Below are 17,541 nucleotides of genomic sequence, written 5' to 3'. Positions count from 1 at the left end.
AATAACCAAGCTCCAATGAGCGACTCGGCTATCATCCCATGAGGTATAACTCATGGCTTAGACCCGTGGCTTTGCGTCTCCATTTTTCAATGGGTTTGCCTTTGTTCGTTATCGCTTGGTTACTAGGTAATTCGAAGCTTAAAATTTCTTCTTCAGACGCACTCTTCCTAAATAATGTAAATCAAGCACTTCCTTCCTTTCTTTTTAGACAATAAAAAACCAAGCCTCTAAGGTAACCCGGCTATCGTCCCATGAGGCGTGACTCATGGCTTAGACCCGTAGCTTTGCGTCTCTACCTTTCGATAGATTTGCCTTTGTTCGTTAATGCTTGGTTATTGGGTATATTCACTCATTATTACTAGTCGTATAGAACCAACTATTTTCCATACTATTCCATAAAACATCAAATTTCAACACATTTCTACAAAAAAGAGGAAATCCATATACAAAGTGTGTAATTTCACACAAAATAGACCAACCAAATGTTCCGGTTGACCCATAACGAAGATACCATTGATGAAAGCCATTACAGCACAACCCACATTAATTGGGTAGACCTTGGAAGTCTGTATTCCTATTAAACTGCCTCCTTACGTAACAACTTATAGGCCGAAGCAAGTAAACAGCTACCATTGGCACAATCCACCAGTATAACCCGTAAATAGTATGGAACCTATGCTTATCCTCGCTACACATAAAACAATTACATTCATGAATTCCACGAAAATATTAGGACTTTCATCTTATCACTCATACTCTCTGAGCGGTTATTTGTGTTGTTAGCGATATAGCGGCAGACAAAAAGAAAACCACTAGCGAGAGATTAGTCTCGTTTGTGGTCTCCTAGCTCTTTTGGCTAGATCGTATAGTTATTCTATTATACTTCCATTTAAGGCCTTATATGTTCTTAGACTTCCTTTCAGAGTATATGTTCTGCCCGACACGATTACACCCGTATTAAGTTGACTAAGTTCAAGCACTTGCTCATTCTTCATATTGGAGATTTGAAGTTCTTCCATTCTAGGAAATTGATGTTTCAGGTTTGAAATATCGACTTGGGCATTACAATCGATTAACCACAGACTTTTCAATTGCTTAAGTTCTCTGATTTCATTCAGTGTAACTTCATTAGAATTGCCGTTAACGATTAATGCTTCAATGTTTTGAAAGGATTGAAGTGTTCGCAAATCGAGTTTTTTACAACCTTCAATCACCATCCGAGTTATTCGACTGTTATCACCTGTAAACCATTCAAGGTTGCGACAACCCAAAACTCTCATGTTATTTAGTCTCTCAACTTGGGCGGTGTTTCCCAATTCCTTGAATTTGCCTTGCATGAGTCCAAGGGATTCCAGAGGGACCCGTTTCCACTTCGAAAAATCCAGATCCATACTACGGAATAGATCAAGAGAATTCAACGTTACGCATTCACCAATGGCGTCCAAATCATCCGGTCGAGCAAATTGAAGAGACATTCGCTTGATGGGGGCCTGGGATATTTGGGCAATCCGTCGACGACGATTATTGGATTCCGTACTGATCTTAATGTATTCACCTTGCTGAAACCCTCCCAGTCCATCAAGCGATGTGATCTGATATCCGTATACAGCGATGTTGCGTAAATTCGGAAACGCCCTAACAACCTCTAGATCTTTTAATTGTGAAGAGAAGTTTATGTTAAGTGTTTGTATTTTGCCTATTCCTTCAACGTTGCCCATAAAATCTGAAAGCTCAGTCGAATCGACTTCAATCCCCAAACGATTAGTAAATTCAATTGAGTCATAATTCAGCTCTATTCGTTTCAAGTCACGAAAGTTGGATTCTTCCACTTTAAGTTCCAGTCCCATACGATTCCTCCAGATTCGTGTTTATTGAACACTAATAAATCTAAAATTCGTTGGGGTCTACCACAGGTAATACAGGATTAAGTAACCCCGGCACAAAATTACCCCAAAAATCAAGTCTTCCCCAGAGAGCTTGCGCTTCTTTTTTCCAGAAATCAAAATCGTCTTCCTCAACATATACTTTCTGCTCTGCCATTGGTCCTGATTTATAGGTCTTCCAATATTTCGTACTATCAAAGCAGCCGTTTCTACCATAACCTATTGTGAACACACCACCATCATCTTCAAGCAGATACGGTGCAAATTCGTACTTGGACGTTACCATAGACCGATAGACAAGGAATGCATCCCATAAAGCAAATCCAGCAAAAGCACCGATCGGGGCTCCTCCTCTCAATGATAATTTAGAAGAATTCATGTCGATTTCGACTTTATGCTTTGCATTCCAGTATTCTCCATTCTCTTTTGTTGCTGCATTCCTATCATTTAGCAGCGCATCCTTACCTCCTTTTTTTATCAATTACTTGTTGTTCGGCTGCCCGAAGAGCTTCATTTAGTGCACTTCTTTGTGTCCCTCGGGCGGATTCTGCTACGTTCAATTCCGCTTTCACTTCATAGGTCGTTACTGTTGTAGCTGGATCTGCAACAAGCGCTTATGTTTGCCCATACGTTCGAGGAGCTCTTGTGCAGTTGATCCCACATAACTCTCAGTTTTACCTTGATAAGGGCCTTCAATATCATAAACATGTCCAACCGTAACAGGATCAAACCCACTTGGATCAATCCAATTAATCGGATTATTCTGCACATAAGCATACCCATTCTGACTCTGCGGATTCCCTAACGTCCCCTTATACGTATCCTAGCTAACTAACCGTCTTAACTCGTAAAAAAGGACGGTGACTGTCTTTCCAATCACCGCCCACCTGTTCCAATTATATCATCCTGCCTGTTTCAATACGACAGGCATGTTATACTCCGTCTTATTCTTCATTAGTGCATAAACCAAATCAACTAACTTTCTCATTATACAAATGATTGCCTGTGTCTTGGTCTTCCCTGCCGCCAACCGCTGTTGATAATACTCATAGTAGTAGGGATTAAATGTAAACTGGTCGTCACCAGATTGCCTTTGCAAAGTAATCATCGTTGCTTTTTGCCAGATAGTTGCGAGTGATTTTCAAATTGTCCTTACTATTCGTAGTCGGCATATGTTGTATTGAAGTTGCGGAAGATGTTTTTCTTGGGTAAACCGCAAGAAAGCGGAGCTAAGGAAATTGGCATGAAATATGATGGTAACTGGGGATTTAGAAGCGGTAGGGAAGGAGGGTGGCAATACAAATAGGGTATACAATTCAAGCATAAAGCTGTGCGTACACTGATATTGGGGAAAATATGGTACAGGGCTTACGAGGGTTAAGTTCGTTGCAATGTGATAGAGTGATTCACTCGGCACTGGGTGGGGTTATTTCATCAGCCGCCGCTCATACTCTCTGAGCGGTTATTTGCGTTGTTGGCGGTACAGCGGCGGACAAAAAAGAAACCACCCTACGATGGTATGTCGTAAGATGGCTTGTAAAGTTAAGATTATATATATACCTTGCATTATTCTAATTTTTTTGAAGTTCCTTCTATGATGTCTAATTCAAATCTTTGCTCGGTTATGCCAAGTTCTTTTGTTGTATAAAGAATGTAACGAGAAGACGATACATCTAAAGGCTCTAACATCACCCAATTATTAACCTTTTTGACTCCAAGTCCCACAATCTTATCCGTTTGAATATCAATAGGGATTCTCAATTCTTCCCCTGTGCTAACAACTTTTAGATAGAGCCTCGCATGACTATTTTTTTGAAACAAATTAATTAAATTAATTCGATACTCGTATTTCCCATCCGAAGAAATTTTTAAAGAATCACTTGTAATTTTTTCGTTTAACCAACCTTGAGCACTTACGTTTTGAATCAAGGAAACAGAAAGAAATAAAAGTAGTATAAAACCAGAAAAGAATCCTATATAGGTTACTCTACTAGATGGAGTCCAACCTATTATTAGTAAAACAATTGACAGTATCATTATTGCAAGAGCAGGAATCCACGCTTGAATCAATAAATAAGTACCCACAATGTCTAGGACTCTATGAAAATTAGATGTTGAGCCCAGAAGAAACCAAACAAGTGATACGGCACTAAAAATAGTCACAACTATCCAAAGAATCTTTAACCATATTTGCACTTTCATCACCTCTATCATGTGTATAAATTAGTAGGACTCAGTGTAATCGTGGCTCAATATATTCCTTCCAAATTTCCACATTACTATGCATAAAACTATGGCTATCTATCGGCTCAAAGTAACTCGAAAATGGCACTTCAACTTCTACATTTTCAGCACCTTTGAATTTACGTTTTGCCCCTCCAAGATTCCAAATACTACCTCCATTAACTTGAACTTCATCAGCAGTATTATATAGTTGGATATGTTGCCCTACATTTGTGCCTTTTTCCAGTTTGTATCCTCTCACTGGTGTAGCAATAGTAATTAATGTTTCTACATTCATTCCTTTTTTAGCTAATAGATTAGCTAACATGATGGCTACATTCCCACCATGACTATGACCAACTAATCTTATGGGGTCTTCAGGATGTTCTTTATGCCATTCGTATACATTTTGAACAAAATATTCAGCAGCATCCGAACGAGCACCGTTAGTATTACCACCACTCCAATTCAATTTTTCACTTGTCTCATTAAAAAGTCCTTCAACGTAATCAACAAAGTCAGGCTTCCACGTATCCCCATTAGAAAAAGTTCCATGAATGAGCCAAACTTTATGTCCGCTTGGGTCAATGTACCTTAACGGATTATTCCACACATAAGCATACCCGTTCTGACTCTGCGGATTACTGAGTGTCCCCTTATACGTATCCTATCTAACAAACCGCTCATTAGGATAAGAAAGCGATAGCTGTTTTTACCAACTATCGCCATTATATCACCCTGCTAATTTACTCACTACCTCAGGTTTTACATATACTGATCTATTCTTCATCATAGCAAAAATCACATCAACCAATTTACGCATAATGCAGATAATGGCTTGTCTCTTTGTTTTGCCTACTGTAAGTTTCTGTTGATAATATTCATAGTAGTAGGGATTCTTCGGCTTGCTATCCTTACCTCTAGTCACATTGATCTGCCTACAAGCTAACCTATAAAACAATTCATGCAAGTTACGGTTGCCTTGTTTGCTTTTGTAGTGTTTATGGTTGTCACCTGAACCCACCAACAAAGGTGCTATACCTGCAAATCTTGCAAGTTTATCTGGAGTTGCAAATCGTCCAATATCTCCAATTTCTGCGATAAAGCCAGCAGCCGTTACCACATCAATTCCGTCCATCGTATCTAACTTGTAACCTGTCTCTTTAATTAAGCTTGCAAGTCGTTCTTCAATCTGGCTCAATTCATGCTTTGAATTTTGTATTCTCCGCACATGACTTTGAATAATAAAGTCCCTTTGTTCTTGATACACATTCTTCGTGTCACCATCAGACTCCACCAAGGAAAGAATTTGCTCTGCTTTTTTCAAAGAACAGCTATAGTTGCTTGGAACAATCAAAAAATCTCTAAGTTGATCTGCTGTCCAATCTTGCAAGTGGCAAGGAGCAGGGAATCGTTTGAAGAAAGCTAGTGATGTTTTCCCATCCAGTTCACTAAAGAACTTTCTGTAACTTGGATAATGATGCCCTAATTGTATATGGAGTTGGTTAATTAGAGCGTTTAAATCCCCAGCAATCGCTGTACGAGTGGTGACAAGTTGACTAATTATCCAGTACCTATCAATGGGATTAGCATTCGGCAGTCGTTCTAGTTGGTCAACTAGCACTTGTCCAACGCATTCAGCATCCCAAGCGTCATACTTTTGAACGTGCGGATTGGCTTTCCTAATACCGTTGGGAAGTGCAGCGTTCACTTCTTTTACGATCTGCTTGTTTTCCACCAAAAATACAGCTAATGCCCTGCCATAACCACCAGTATCTTCAAGACCAAAAATGGGCTTCATACCCTTTTTGAGATACTTCTTTGTTTCTTCAAACAGCTTCGGAAACTCACTAGGTTTGTTGTCAAACTTAAACTCACCTAGCTTCCTCTTGAAACCATTGAGAAAAACAGCAGTATGATGCCGTTTGTGTAAGTCTACGCCTACAAAGATATGCTTTAGACGTATTTCTTCCGCTTCATCATGCAAATCATCTTCTTCCATGCATTAAGCCCCTTCCTATCATCCTACTCCTGAACCTTGAATGCTTAATAAAAAGGGAACTTGCACCCTCACTTCGAGCGGTCGAGCCGCAAAGATACTTAAGCAATGTTTCCCTTTCAATAAGCATTCAAGGTCAGTGTATTGGGTAAAACGATTTCTATACGGTAAATGCCATTCATAATTGCTTTTTCATTTCCTTTGTTAGCCACCATCACATCTCACCTTTCTATATTGGATGTAAGGGCAGCCAGGCTGGCTGGTATCTTACATCCCATTTATATCATTGTCAATAATGGATATTACAGGTAATTCGTGTTACTCTGTCAGACTCTCTTTTCTATGTTTCTCATAAAGTGCTGCAAGTTCTGCATCATCATTTTTATCAACAAAGTAACGCACTATTCTCTGCAAGAATGAAATTTTATCAGAATCATTTTGCATGAATATAGAGATGTTTTTACCTAGTGTCATTTGTTCGTCTGGACTTAAATACTTAGCAAAATTATCGCTGACGAATGATTCAATGACAGGATACATGTTATGTCTCCAAGCAAATCTGTCGTTGATGGCTTCATAATCGTCTTCGCTCATATCCTCACCCTGAACAAAACTAAACATGATATTCCCAGTCTGTTCTAACTTTTTCAATTGTTCTTGCACTACCTTAAGTCTTATTTTCTCAATATCCAGATCATCAACTAATATGTCCTTCGCACATACCCCTAACACTTCCGATATTTCCTTAATACGTTTGTCAGGAATCTTAATATTGAAATTATTCTCCCACTTGTTGACTGCTGTAATCGTAACTCCTAGTGCATCGGCAATCACTTGTTGGCTGATGTTGCGTATTTTTCTTATTGCCTTTATGTTGTTCCTCATCATTTCAAACCTCCAATATTAACCTTGTGAGGATAGTATATCAATTAATTCTAATTTAGTCAAGTTTTATTGACTTGACCATTTTACTATGTTACAGTACGAAAACAGTTTAACCTATACGGATTAAAGAAACTGAGATGAAAGGGGCTAAAATGACATGAATGAGAAAGAAATTAAGAAAATTATTAGCTATGACAAGAAAGCGACAAAGCTTTATATGCCGAACGAAATAATTGAGGACTTGGTAGCGTGTAAGGAGTTCAAAAAAGATACAAGCAGCCACATTGCATTTGCGTACAGCTACACGTATCTATGTACGTGGTTGTATCGTTATTGTCACTATTTTGAAACGGAGCCAATTACGCAGGAGAGGTTGAAAGAAATACTGGGTTACACAGCCAAATATAAGAACTTGGATTACATTATCAAGAAAAATGGTACCCTGGAAAAGTTAGGCTATCTTGAAACGACTACGGACTATCCAGTGCGTTGGGAGATTGATGATAGTGTATTAGAGTTCCAGACAATAAAGGAATACGAACGGATTTATGGTGAAACCCCTTATAATAAAACTAGCAAAAATTTCAAAGTGAAGTTACCGATCAAAGCATTCCACAGGACAAATGAATCTGAGGAAGAACGACTTTTGGATGGTACATTCTACGAAGTTTCCAATACGCACATGGTTCCCATTGAAGCGTTCATATACTGTATGGCTCGAAGTGAGTTGGGGGTAATTGGCTTCTTTTTGTATGCGTACTTGAAGCAAAGGAACGATTTCTTTGCTAGTGGCGTTGACGCTTCCTTAGAAAAAATACAGCTAGATACTGGCATCAAGTCAACCACGCTTGATACTTACATGAACAGCCTAAAGAAGCATAATATGATACGTTGGGTGATTAAGGATTTTTATATTAACCTTCCACATCATTTACGTAGACCAAATACCTATTGGGCGAATGATTATAAGCTGTTTGGAAGAAAATCAGCTCCTATAGAAATACGAACCGTAAAAAGCCTCCGCTCCTACGAGAAAGAAAACGGAGCAATTACGGTGAATGAAGATGGTTCTTTCGAAGAGTTTTTACGATTAGCTGAAGACGATGTTGATGGAAGTATACTCCCATTCTAAACAGGTTAGTTCTTTGGGGTTTATAAATAGAGAACTGATACAGGGATAGACTGAGAACAGGACAGAGTAACAGTACTCTATTCTGTAAACCCCGAATATCATACCTGTTCAAAATGAGATGAATAAATAGTACGCCCGATGCGCTTCTATGGTGTGTTCAAGCGAACCAATCATGTTAATTCTACGATAAACAACGATGATTTTGCACAGCTGAAATAGTAGATAGAACTTACTATTATACGAAAGAAGCTGCGATAACGATGATTATCAACAGCAATTTGTCGTTTGCTTATAAATACAAGGCTAATTCTCCTGTAAAATAACGTAACTTTTTACATTTCTCCATATTAAACAAGGCAACAGCCACGATGGGTATTCAATTCCATTCGTGGCTGCTGTTCATTTTACAGGCTAAATTCGTCAATTGCCTTGTCCATTATGTCTTGGTTAATGCCAATGTATCTTAAAGTAACGCTAGGCGCTGAATGGTTAAACAACTCCTGTAAGAGCGCTACATCCTTCGTCTTCTGGTAGAAATGGAAACCAAAAGACTTCCGCATCGTATGGCAACCAATTTCGTCAAGTCCCACTTCTTTTGCAACGGTATTGAGAATCTTATACGCTTGTTCTCTTCGTATTGGCAACCCTGTCTTCCTAGAAGTGAACAGAAATTCTTCATCATCCATGCGCCTAATATAATCATCAATGAGAGTACGAAGGTTGCTGTTGATCTTGAAACGCTTGTCTTTGCCAGTTTTCTTTTCCTTTATGATAATGTGCGACTTATCCTTCACATCAACCACACGTAACGGTAGCAAATCGGAAATACGCAAACCGCTATTAATGCCCAACGTAAATAGAAATTCGTCCCGAACGGACTGATGACGTAGTAGGTCTTTGATTTCTTCTATCTTATTCTTTTGGCGAATCGGCTGGACTATATTCATTAGTGTCGGCACTCCTTATCCCATACAATATGTGTCATTAGCTGGGACTGTACCAAACGTTATGTTGCATTGTCCAGTGGGAATTTCGGAGGAATCGGCAAGATCGTTGACTGTACAAGCTTTCATGAGTTTTCATAATGCAACAAAATCTGGATTGTGTTGCTTGTGGCTATGATTCACATAGGTCGTGGCAAGTCGGACGAATCATTGATTGAGCATACAATTGACCAAGCACGTGTTGTTCAATTATCCGCATACCCAGGGGTAGATAAAATCAATAAGATATTCGCTATTTCCCCAGAACCCCTATGCACAGCAGCCCAGCGACGGTTTCCTATTTTTATTCTTACATGAAACATAGATTTCATCTAAATGACAGGGTAAGCCCCACATGAATCCAGACAAACAGAAACGTTCCTCTGTTCTCTCTTGATAGTTGTGTCGATGCTGTTTAACAGCTACGCACACAACGTCGCAGACGAGTTCTGAATCGGTCAGGTTCGTTAAGTGTATTACTATGTGCGCCGCAGATACTCACTGAGCGGTTATTTGCGCTGATGGCGCTCAGCGGCAGACAAAAAGAAAAACCACCCTACGATGGCTAGTCGCAAGGTGGTATTCAAATCATTTACAGTACCTAAATGCTTCGAGTAGTGTTTTCCCTAAATCTTCTACATCAGCTTTCAAAAGCAATTTCATTTCCTTATCGCCATGATTTCGTGTATAGCCTTTCGTTCCATATCTTCTCATTGGGGAAAATACATACACACTTCTTTCTTCCATAACATCAACCATAACTTGAAGATATTCCTTAACAAACTTACTTTGGGTCATGCCTAATTGTTCGTGAAGACTTCCTCTGATGGAATTATCTAAGAATGGTTTCTCTTTTGTCAGTTGTATTGCCACCTTTAATGCATTACCGACATCATTTTCTGAATAAGGATTCTCTAAGTTAGTCATTCTGTTTGTCGAAGTGCATAGACCAATATCGTCCATTGCCAAGGAATTAAATACCAGTTTACCACTCTTTGAGTTCAGTGATGCACTTACAGTAATATGAATTTTTTTCAAGAGACTATCTACTCCTTTACTTTGATGACGGTAGTGAACACCCGAATATTAAACTGTTTGGCGTACTCCATTGCATCAGTCAGTGCCTTAAGTTGAGAATTTGTAAGTGAACCTTCGGGGATGGCAATTTGGAAAGCTTTTGTATCAAAGTTCTTACCTTCTTTGACTTGTACCCAGTTTCCACTAGCATCTGTTCCCCAAGTTTCTGTGAATTTGCCTAGTTTATTAATGTCAGTTTTCAGTTGCTTAAACCATGCTCCTTCTTTCTTATAACTATTAAGTATATCATAACTTTTTAAACTGATAACTTCACTTCCCTCAAGCCGATCAACTACAGGGAATGTTCTACCAAGATTATTACCGAGAAGTTCATCAATTTTCAATCCTCTTGACGACCAGCCCATCTTCCATACGTTTTCTGTTGTCTCAACAACATTTATTGCAGCTCGAATCGACTTTGCAGCAAAATACCCTTCTATGAGACCTTTGGTTACAGTAACTGCATATCCTGCTCCCTTTAGTGCCATTTCAATTTCTGCACCTGCAGGACCAAAAGCATTTAGGTTATCTAATGCAGCATTGAACTGCTCAGGGTCTGTCACTGTAGTACCGACGGCTTGCCAAGTGTCAATGTATGCATTTGTAATATCTTTGAAAATTTGGGGTGTTGAGTTCTCTCCCATGTAGCCTGATCCATATATAGCACCTTGTCCATTGTTACACATACCACCATTTTCACACTGCACATGCCCACTTGGATCAATGAACCTTAAGGGATTGTTCGCTACATAAGCATACCCATTCTGACTCTGCGGATTACCTAGTGTCCCTTTATACGTATCCTCACTAATAAACCGCCCTAACTCCGGTTTATAGTATCTTGCTCTAGCATAAGACATCCCACTATAATAATCATACCCTAATCCCGTATATCCGAAAAGGTTATCCAGTCCCGGCCAGTTGACGTCAAATTTCTTCGCATCTGTTGGAATACCGAATTCATCGTAGTGGTAGCGTGATGATACGCGTCCATCCTTCTCGATCAAGCCTACCGCACTGCCTAAAGCATCGTTTAAATACCATAGCGTTCTCGGTGCTACGCCCTTTTCAGCTCCTGCTGTACCGTCATGAGGATCCCAGCCGTTATTGGCATCATAGGCGGGCAGATACGTCATGCTGATACGTTCTCCACCTGCTCCATAAGTATAGGATTCTTTCCAGCGGTAAAAGTCGTTAGCTCCGCTTAACTGATCTTTATCCGTTACTTGGAGCGGTTCAGGATTTGCCAAGCTTACATCATTGGTATAGTTGAACTCCCAATGTTTCTTCTTGAATTGCTTCTCCCAGCCTTCACACGGGCCTCCTGGGTGCATATCTGGGTATGGCTCTTCTACCTGTCCGCATTTTTTTGCTAGACCCGGAGGAATGAAACCAGGTGGTACTTCATGACATTTGTTTTTACCATTGCCATTACCGTTACCATTGCCATTGCCGTTTCCGTTGTTTCCATTACCATTACCATTACCATTTCCGTTTCCATTATTGCCATTGCCGTTATTACCATTACTGTTACCTTGTCCGTTTCCACCTACGCTGTGATCCGTCGGACCATGGTCAACATCAACGATCATCTTCGTGCGGTTGCCATCCCCATCATAGAAGAATTGAGAGATGTCTTTCTTCGCGCTGCGATGCTGCTTCAGGCGATTAGCCGAATCCCAGATGTATTCTTCGATTAGCTCCGGGGAAGCATTACTGCTTGCACTCCGTAAGGACGGGTTACTGCCATATACACCGTTCGTAACCGATCCTGATCCATACACTTGGCTGAGCACCGTTGGATTGATCAAGCTTGTTATTGACTCATCATCATCGTCATTTTCCAACCCCATTACGCGCAACAAATTGCCTCGTGGATCATACGTAAAATCCTTGTAGTTGCTTCCGCTTTGCCAATGGAGCAGTTTATCGGCAGAATCATACGTATAAGCTTCAGTATTTGACAACGAATCCCATACACTTTGTTTCGTTAGACGATTACCCACTGCATCATAGCCATAGTTCGTTAACGATGGCGTTGCTGCTGTCTGACTATTGTATTGCTTTACTTGCGTCAATTGGTTAAGCGCATCATAAGCGTACTCGGTAATCATCGATTCGGAATGTTCACCGCTATCCGTATCATCTTCATCGTTACCGTCTTCCACTCGTTCCAAACGTGAACGGTTCCCTACAGGGTCATACTCATATCGGAGGTGCTCTACGACTTTACCAAATTGGTTTGCGTGACGCAGATCCCGTACTTGACCAAGCGAGTCATACTGGTAAGTGCTAACACCTTGCGTCGGCAGCTTCTTCTCAGTCATTAAACCACGCTTATCGTACGTGTAGCTGGTAGTTAAACCACTTGCATCGGTGACGCCCGTCATGCGATCCATCAGGTCATACTGATACGTGACAGCTGTCTGATCCGGATAAACGACTTTGCTCCGCTGACCGGTAGGCGTCCACTCGTAGCCAATGGTTTGGTTTGCGCCATTCGTAACCTTAGTCAAACGATTCAATGCATCATACGCATATGAGGTCGTTCCGGTCGAATCGTTCATGGACGTTCGTCTACCGATGGTATCGTACGCATAGTTAACCTTTTTCCCATCGGAGTAGCCGATTTCTTTCAATCGGTTCATCGGATCATATTGATAGGCCGTTAGCTTGTTATCCGGATACTGGATATGATCCACATTGCCATTGCTATCATAGCTTAGCTGTGTAAGTTGATGAAGTGGATTTATCTCTTTAACAAGTTGGTTCCGGTTGTTGTACTCATATCCCGTTACCCGCATGAGCGCATCGGTTTTACTCGTTATATTCCCTACTGCGTCATAGGTGTAGCTTGTTGTTGCTTGTAAGGCATTCGTTACCGATGTTAACCTGCCAAGCGGATCATATGCATAGCTCGTTGTTTGCTGCTTGGCGTCTGTTATACTTTTCAAACGCCCCAGCGGATCATAGTTCATCGAAGTTGCCTGGTTCATCGCATCTACAATCGATGTAACAAAACCTAAAGCATTATAACCGTACTGGGTCGTTGCTCCCGACTCATCCGAAGATGTGCGGACACGTCCCAATTCATCTCGCTCTAGAGATGTCGTATTGCCGAGCGGATCCTTCGTGCTTGTCAATAATCCACGAGCATCGTAGAACATTTCCCACACAGCGCCACCCGGTTTGATCGTTTTGGTTAGACGTCCGGCTTTATCATATTCAAAAGATGTTGCGAAATTTAGCGCATCCGTTACTTTGATTAAACGGCCTACTGCGTCATAGCCATATTTTGTGCCATGTCCTAATGCATTCGTTTCATTAATTAAGCGGCCCACGTGATCATATGTATAGGTAGTTATAGCGCCTGAGGCATCCTTTACTTGATCAGGTAAATTCCGTTCATCATAATGTATCTCCGTAATGCCGCCATTTGGATCTTTGGTCCAAATGAGGTTGCCATTGCCGTCATACCTGAATTCCGTAACTAACGTAATGTCTTTACCTTGTTCGTTCTTATCCTTAACGATCATAGTCTCCATACGGTTGACGTTATTGTTTAGATACTCGGTCTCCGCTCCATTCGGAGCTACCTTCCGTTTCATATTTCCTACAGCATCATAAAAGAATTCCGTCGTTTTCGAGAGATCGTCCGTCACGGTTTTGATGCGATTAAATTCATAGGTGAAGTGCGTTTGTGCACCGGCAGCATCCTTATGGTATTTCAGATTGCTGTCTTTATCATATTGAAATTCTTCCCGATTATGAAGCGCATCGACCTTGGCTGTAATACGGTCGCGCGAGTCATATTCCATAGAACTGACTTGACCTAATGCGTCTACAATTTCCGTCACCCGATTGAGACTATCCCGTTGTAGGTGCGTCTTATAGCCAAATGGATCTGTGAATTCAACGTATCCAGTGGTGTAGTTGGAAAGTGCCACGGTCTCGCCTTTGGGATTCACGATGCTTGTTGTCAAATGAGCACACAGGTAATACCTGTTGAACAAGGGGGGATATTGAACCAAAAGATGAAGCGGTATCTTCTACTTTCGGAGCATACACAATTTCAAACCTCGTCAGTTCCCCGTTGATTATCTCCCCACGCTTTTCCCTTAGTTCCAACTTCTTATCATAAATTCGGCAGTATCCTGCTACCTGACACTGATGTCTTTTATTTGAGTAACGAGTTCCTTTCTCGTTGTGCATGTTCCGCCCCGTCAGTGATAAAGTAAATAATTCAGACAAGGGCAGAGGTATGTCAAATGCTACATCACAGCGAACAAGTAGAGTATCTTGACAAACTCTCTTCATTTGCATGAGCCATAACTTGAAATGGATCAAACTATCAGGATGACATTCGATTCGAAGCGTGTGCTTTCTAGACTTCTTTGCATACACAAGTTGATAGGAGATATGCAGATAATGTCCTTTATCCTTGACTTGGATGTGATACCTAAATCCTTTATCTAGGACGTAAAACGAAGCATCCAGGTTATGAAATAACCGTTGTCTAAATGGATTGAAGAAACTCCAATAGACATTGGTAAAATCAATGACAATACGGTCAATCGAAACTTTCACTCCTTCCACGTTCATCCCCCCGACCGAAATTTTTTTAACGAATTTCGGACTATATTAGAGGGCAAGGTCGTTAGCCTTTACGTTGCCTTACCTGTTTTATATAAACTGGCACGTTACCAGATTGGTATTACACGATAACCATCGCATATGTCCAGATAGTTGCGGAGTAAAATGATAATTTGTCGCCTTCTCCCTACACCATAGTAGTCGGACTACGTATTTTATAGTTGCGAAGTTTCCTTCTCGCCCTCCCTATCGACTTGGGTCGGAGGTTTGTTGCGATTATTACAAATTCATTTATTTCGAAAAAACTGTGAGAAAACGAAGATAATCCTCGATTTGCCTACGGTAATGCCCTGTGACTTGACGCTGTTCTAATTCACCGCTCATCAACCCAATAACTCTTTGATGCAGTTTCGATTTCAACTGTTCCGGTGAAGTCAGATGAGCACATAGGTAATACCTGTTGAACAAGGGTGGATATTGAACCAAAAGATGAAGCGGTATCTTCTCTTTCGGAGCATACACAATTTCGAACCTCGTCAGTTCCCCGTTGATTATCTCCCCACGCTTTTCCCTTAGTTCCAACTTCTTATCATAAATTCGGCAGTATCCTGCTACCTGACGCTGATGTCTTTCATTTGAGTAACGAGTTCCTTTCTCGTTATGCATGTTCCGCCCCGTCAGTGATAAAGTAAACAATTCAGACAAGGGCAAAGGAATGTCAAATGCTATATCACACCGAACAAAGAGAATATCTTGGCAAACTCTCTTCATTTGCATAAGCCATGACTTGAAATGAATCAAACTATCAGGATGACATTCGATTCGGAGTGTATGCTTTCTAGATTTCTTTGCATACACAAGCTGATATGAGATATGCAGGTAATGTTCTTCATCCTTGACTTGAATGTGATACCTAAATCCTTTATCTAGGACGTAAAACGAAGCATCCAAGTAATGACATAATCTTTGCCTAAAGGGATTAAAGAAACTCCAATAGACATTAGTAAAGTCAATGACAATACGGTCAATCGAAACCTTCACTCCTTCCACTTACATCCCCCCAACCGAAATTTTTTTACGAATTTCGGACTATATTAGAGGGCAAGGTGGCTAGCCTTCACATTACCTTACCTGTTTTATGTCAACTGGCACGTTACCAGATTGTTCTTACACCATAACCATCGCTACATATGTCCAGATAGTTGCGAAGTAAAATGATAATTTGTTTCCTCTCCCTACACCATAGTAGTCGGACTATGTATCTTCATAGTTGCGAAAAATTCCTTCTCGCCCTCCCTATCGGCTTGGGGCGGAGGTTTGTTGCGATTATTTGCAATTTCAATTTATTTCAGGAAAACCGTGAGAAAACGAAGATAAGGTATTTGGAGCAAAACATGGTGGTATCTGATGATTTTGAGGTTCTAATGAGGGTGGAGGATTGCTATAAAGGGGTATATTATTCAACACTTTATCGTGCGTACATTCATATTAGGGGGATATCATACGGGGGTGATGAGGGTTAAGTTTGGTTAGACTTAGCCGCCCCGATTCATTCGGCACTGGGTGGGGGTAAAAGAAAGACCTTGAAGGTGTTTACCCCTCAAGGTCTTCAGTATTTAACCTTTTCATAATAGTAGTTAATTAACTAGATAAACCATAAATGATTTAGCTTTTCCTTCAACCACCACTTCTATCACTTCATCCTGCCAAAAGGGCAAAATAACATCCTTCAAACCTGAAATTATTTGACTTTTAACCTTTGGTACGTCCTTAATAAACCAATTATAGTTATCTATAATTAGTATGATTTTTTCCTCTTCTATCCACTCTAAATCTCTCATCCAATCATTATATCTATCAATACTGTCAATGCAAGAAGTCGGAAATCTGAACTTACTTTGTATCTCGGTAATATAGTCCCCCCAAGATCGTTTATTAATTCCATCAATTTCAACAATAAACACATCATTAGAATTAAAGTTCTTTTTCAATACTGCAATTTCCTCTTTGTTAACATGCAACACCTCATTGATAATTTTACTCATAGATTCCGTCCCTTATTTTATTTTTGTAAAATTGACATAGTGATCACTTGTATAATAAATTGAACCATCACTACCTGATACAAACCTTTCTGCGTCACGGCTTTGATCTAAAATTTTATTATTAATATCAAACTCTTTATAAGTAATAGAATTTCCTGCACCGTCTACTGTAGGTAGCTTTAAATCATCATTTCCAAATGCTCCTCCGGCTTTTGTCCCTTTTGTTTGACCAGAAACGGGACCTTTCCAACCACCCTTATCATATTTATCAAAAGCATTCTTTGCATTTTGTGGTAAGTTATCATAGCTTCCAATGCCAAATGAACAATTTGAGTTATGTACCCAAATCCCAAGGTCACTTACAAAGTAAGTATGGAACTCATCAACCGTCATGTTGTAAACCGTTGCCTGTTTGTGTAACAGTTCTATGCTGTCTATCTTGAGTGTATGCCCATCGCTCTGAACAAGCAAGTCACCAACCTTGAGGTCTTTAACATACGTCCATCCCTTACCGTCTACCCAAAACGGATGGTTATAGGTCGATTCAATTACTTGGTCGCCAACATGGATTTGATAAATCTCATCCGTTTCATGATTAAACGTAGCCGTAACCTCTTTATAAGCTACCTCGCCAGTCTCTTCATTCTTGGAAAGAACCTTATCTCCGACTTCAATGTCTTCGATATTCTTCTCCCCTTCGTTAGTTATAAACTTAATTCAG

The 17,541-nt window shown here is 40.3% G+C and carries 15 protein-coding genes, 1 pseudogene and 2 riboswitches; of the genes and pseudogenes, 1 reads left to right on the top strand and 15 read right to left on the bottom strand.

The window, feature by feature from the left end:
- Positions 1 to 15: 15 nt before the first annotated feature.
- Positions 16 to 110, bottom strand: a riboswitch (cyclic di-GMP riboswitch).
- A gap of 118 nt (positions 111 to 228) precedes the next feature.
- Positions 229 to 323, bottom strand: a riboswitch (cyclic di-GMP riboswitch).
- A gap of 546 nt (positions 324 to 869) precedes the next feature.
- The 8 genes and pseudogenes from ACBP55_RS02825 to ACBP55_RS02790 form a co-directional block, all read right to left on the bottom strand.
- The gene (locus ACBP55_RS02825; RefSeq protein WP_464649615.1) at positions 870 to 1,847 is read right to left on the bottom strand and encodes a hypothetical protein; all 978 of its coding nucleotides are present in this window, start codon (positions 1,845 to 1,847) and stop codon (positions 870 to 872) included.
- Between the two features lie 40 nt (positions 1,848 to 1,887).
- Positions 1,888 to 2,364 (bottom strand): hypothetical protein, encoded by a 477-nt coding sequence (locus tag ACBP55_RS02820; protein ID WP_464649613.1) that lies wholly within the window; start codon positions 2,362 to 2,364, stop codon positions 1,888 to 1,890.
- A 102-nt stretch (positions 2,365 to 2,466) separates the two neighbouring features.
- On the bottom strand, positions 2,467 to 2,652 hold the full coding sequence (locus ACBP55_RS02815) for a hypothetical protein (protein ID WP_464649611.1): 186 nt from the start codon (positions 2,650 to 2,652) through the stop codon (positions 2,467 to 2,469).
- Positions 2,653 to 2,784: 132 nt separating this feature from the next.
- A pseudogene (locus tag ACBP55_RS02810) lies at positions 2,785 to 2,946 on the bottom strand (IS110 family transposase); the annotation flags it as partial.
- Positions 2,947 to 3,449: 503 nt separating this feature from the next.
- The gene (locus ACBP55_RS02805; protein ID WP_464649610.1) at positions 3,450 to 4,079 is read right to left on the bottom strand and encodes a hypothetical protein; all 630 of its coding nucleotides are present in this window, start codon (positions 4,077 to 4,079) and stop codon (positions 3,450 to 3,452) included.
- Between the two features lie 37 nt (positions 4,080 to 4,116).
- Positions 4,117 to 4,719 carry an esterase/lipase family protein gene (locus tag ACBP55_RS02800; protein ID WP_464649608.1) on the bottom strand — a complete coding sequence of 201 codons (603 nt, stop codon included), beginning with the start codon at positions 4,717 to 4,719 and terminating at the stop codon, positions 4,117 to 4,119.
- Between the two features lie 120 nt (positions 4,720 to 4,839).
- Positions 4,840 to 6,108 carry an IS110 family RNA-guided transposase gene (locus ACBP55_RS02795; RefSeq protein ID WP_464649606.1) on the bottom strand — a complete coding sequence of 423 codons (1,269 nt, stop codon included), beginning with the start codon at positions 6,106 to 6,108 and terminating at the stop codon, positions 4,840 to 4,842.
- Positions 6,109 to 6,423: 315 nt separating this feature from the next.
- On the bottom strand, positions 6,424 to 6,993 hold the full coding sequence (locus ACBP55_RS02790; RefSeq protein ID WP_464649604.1) for a helix-turn-helix transcriptional regulator: 570 nt from the start codon (positions 6,991 to 6,993) through the stop codon (positions 6,424 to 6,426).
- 154 nt (positions 6,994 to 7,147) lie between these two features.
- On the opposite strand from ACBP55_RS02790, the gene ACBP55_RS02785 reads away from it, so the two are divergent.
- Positions 7,148 to 8,122, top strand: coding sequence for a hypothetical protein (locus ACBP55_RS02785; RefSeq protein WP_464649602.1), 975 nt, complete (start codon positions 7,148 to 7,150; stop codon positions 8,120 to 8,122).
- 404 nt (positions 8,123 to 8,526) lie between these two features.
- Here the strand turns inward: ACBP55_RS02785 and ACBP55_RS02780 are convergent, their stop codons facing one another.
- The 7 genes from ACBP55_RS02780 to ACBP55_RS02750 form a co-directional block, all read right to left on the bottom strand.
- Complete coding sequence (locus ACBP55_RS02780) at positions 8,527 to 9,069, bottom strand: site-specific integrase (RefSeq protein ID WP_464649600.1); 543 nt, start codon at positions 9,067 to 9,069, stop codon at positions 8,527 to 8,529.
- Between the two features lie 624 nt (positions 9,070 to 9,693).
- Positions 9,694 to 10,143, bottom strand: a complete 450-nt coding sequence (locus ACBP55_RS02775; protein WP_464649598.1) for a hypothetical protein — start codon at positions 10,141 to 10,143, stop codon at positions 9,694 to 9,696.
- 8 nt (positions 10,144 to 10,151) lie between these two features.
- A complete protein-coding gene (locus tag ACBP55_RS02770; RefSeq protein WP_464649596.1) occupies positions 10,152 to 14,165 on the bottom strand; it encodes an RHS repeat-associated core domain-containing protein in 4,014 nt (1,337 codons plus the stop codon).
- On the bottom strand, positions 14,095 to 14,778 hold the full coding sequence (locus ACBP55_RS02765; RefSeq protein WP_464649594.1) for a hypothetical protein: 684 nt from the start codon (positions 14,776 to 14,778) through the stop codon (positions 14,095 to 14,097). The genes ACBP55_RS02770 and ACBP55_RS02765 overlap by 71 nt, the downstream gene beginning before the upstream one ends.
- A 288-nt stretch (positions 14,779 to 15,066) precedes the next feature.
- Complete coding sequence (locus tag ACBP55_RS02760; protein ID WP_464649593.1) at positions 15,067 to 15,441, bottom strand: hypothetical protein; 375 nt, start codon at positions 15,439 to 15,441, stop codon at positions 15,067 to 15,069.
- Between the two features lie 971 nt (positions 15,442 to 16,412).
- Positions 16,413 to 16,820, bottom strand: coding sequence for a barstar family protein (locus ACBP55_RS02755; protein ID WP_464649591.1), 408 nt, complete (start codon positions 16,818 to 16,820; stop codon positions 16,413 to 16,415).
- 12 nt (positions 16,821 to 16,832) lie between these two features.
- Positions 16,833 to 17,528: a polymorphic toxin-type HINT domain-containing protein gene (locus ACBP55_RS02750; protein WP_464653213.1), complete on the bottom strand. Its 696-nt coding sequence runs from the start codon at positions 17,526 to 17,528 to the stop codon at positions 16,833 to 16,835.
- Positions 17,529 to 17,541: the final 13 nt, after the last annotated feature.

It is taken from the genome of Paenibacillus sp. WG02 (assembly GCF_055396115.1).
This window is presented reverse-complemented; position numbering and strand designations above follow the sequence as displayed.

What these genes read in the sequence shown, in the direction of transcription:
- ACBP55_RS02790 (WP_464649604.1), bottom strand. Translation starts at nt 6,993, where the DNA reads ATGATGAGGAACAACATAAAGGCAATAAGAAAAATACGCAACATCAGC.
- ACBP55_RS02825 (WP_464649615.1), bottom strand. Translation starts at nt 1,847, where the DNA reads ATGGGACTGGAACTTAAAGTGGAAGAATCCAACTTTCGTGACTTGAAA.
- ACBP55_RS02795 (WP_464649606.1), bottom strand. Translation starts at nt 6,108, where the DNA reads ATGGAAGAAGATGATTTGCATGATGAAGCGGAAGAAATACGTCTAAAG.
- ACBP55_RS02760 (WP_464649593.1), bottom strand. Translation starts at nt 15,441, where the DNA reads ATGCATAACGAGAAAGGAACTCGTTACTCAAATGAAAGACATCAGCGT.
- ACBP55_RS02780 (WP_464649600.1), bottom strand. Translation starts at nt 9,069, where the DNA reads ATGAATATAGTCCAGCCGATTCGCCAAAAGAATAAGATAGAAGAAATC.
- ACBP55_RS02785 (WP_464649602.1), top strand. Translation starts at nt 7,148, where the DNA reads ATGAATGAGAAAGAAATTAAGAAAATTATTAGCTATGACAAGAAAGCG.
- ACBP55_RS02755 (WP_464649591.1), bottom strand. Translation starts at nt 16,820, where the DNA reads ATGAGTAAAATTATCAATGAGGTGTTGCATGTTAACAAAGAGGAAATT.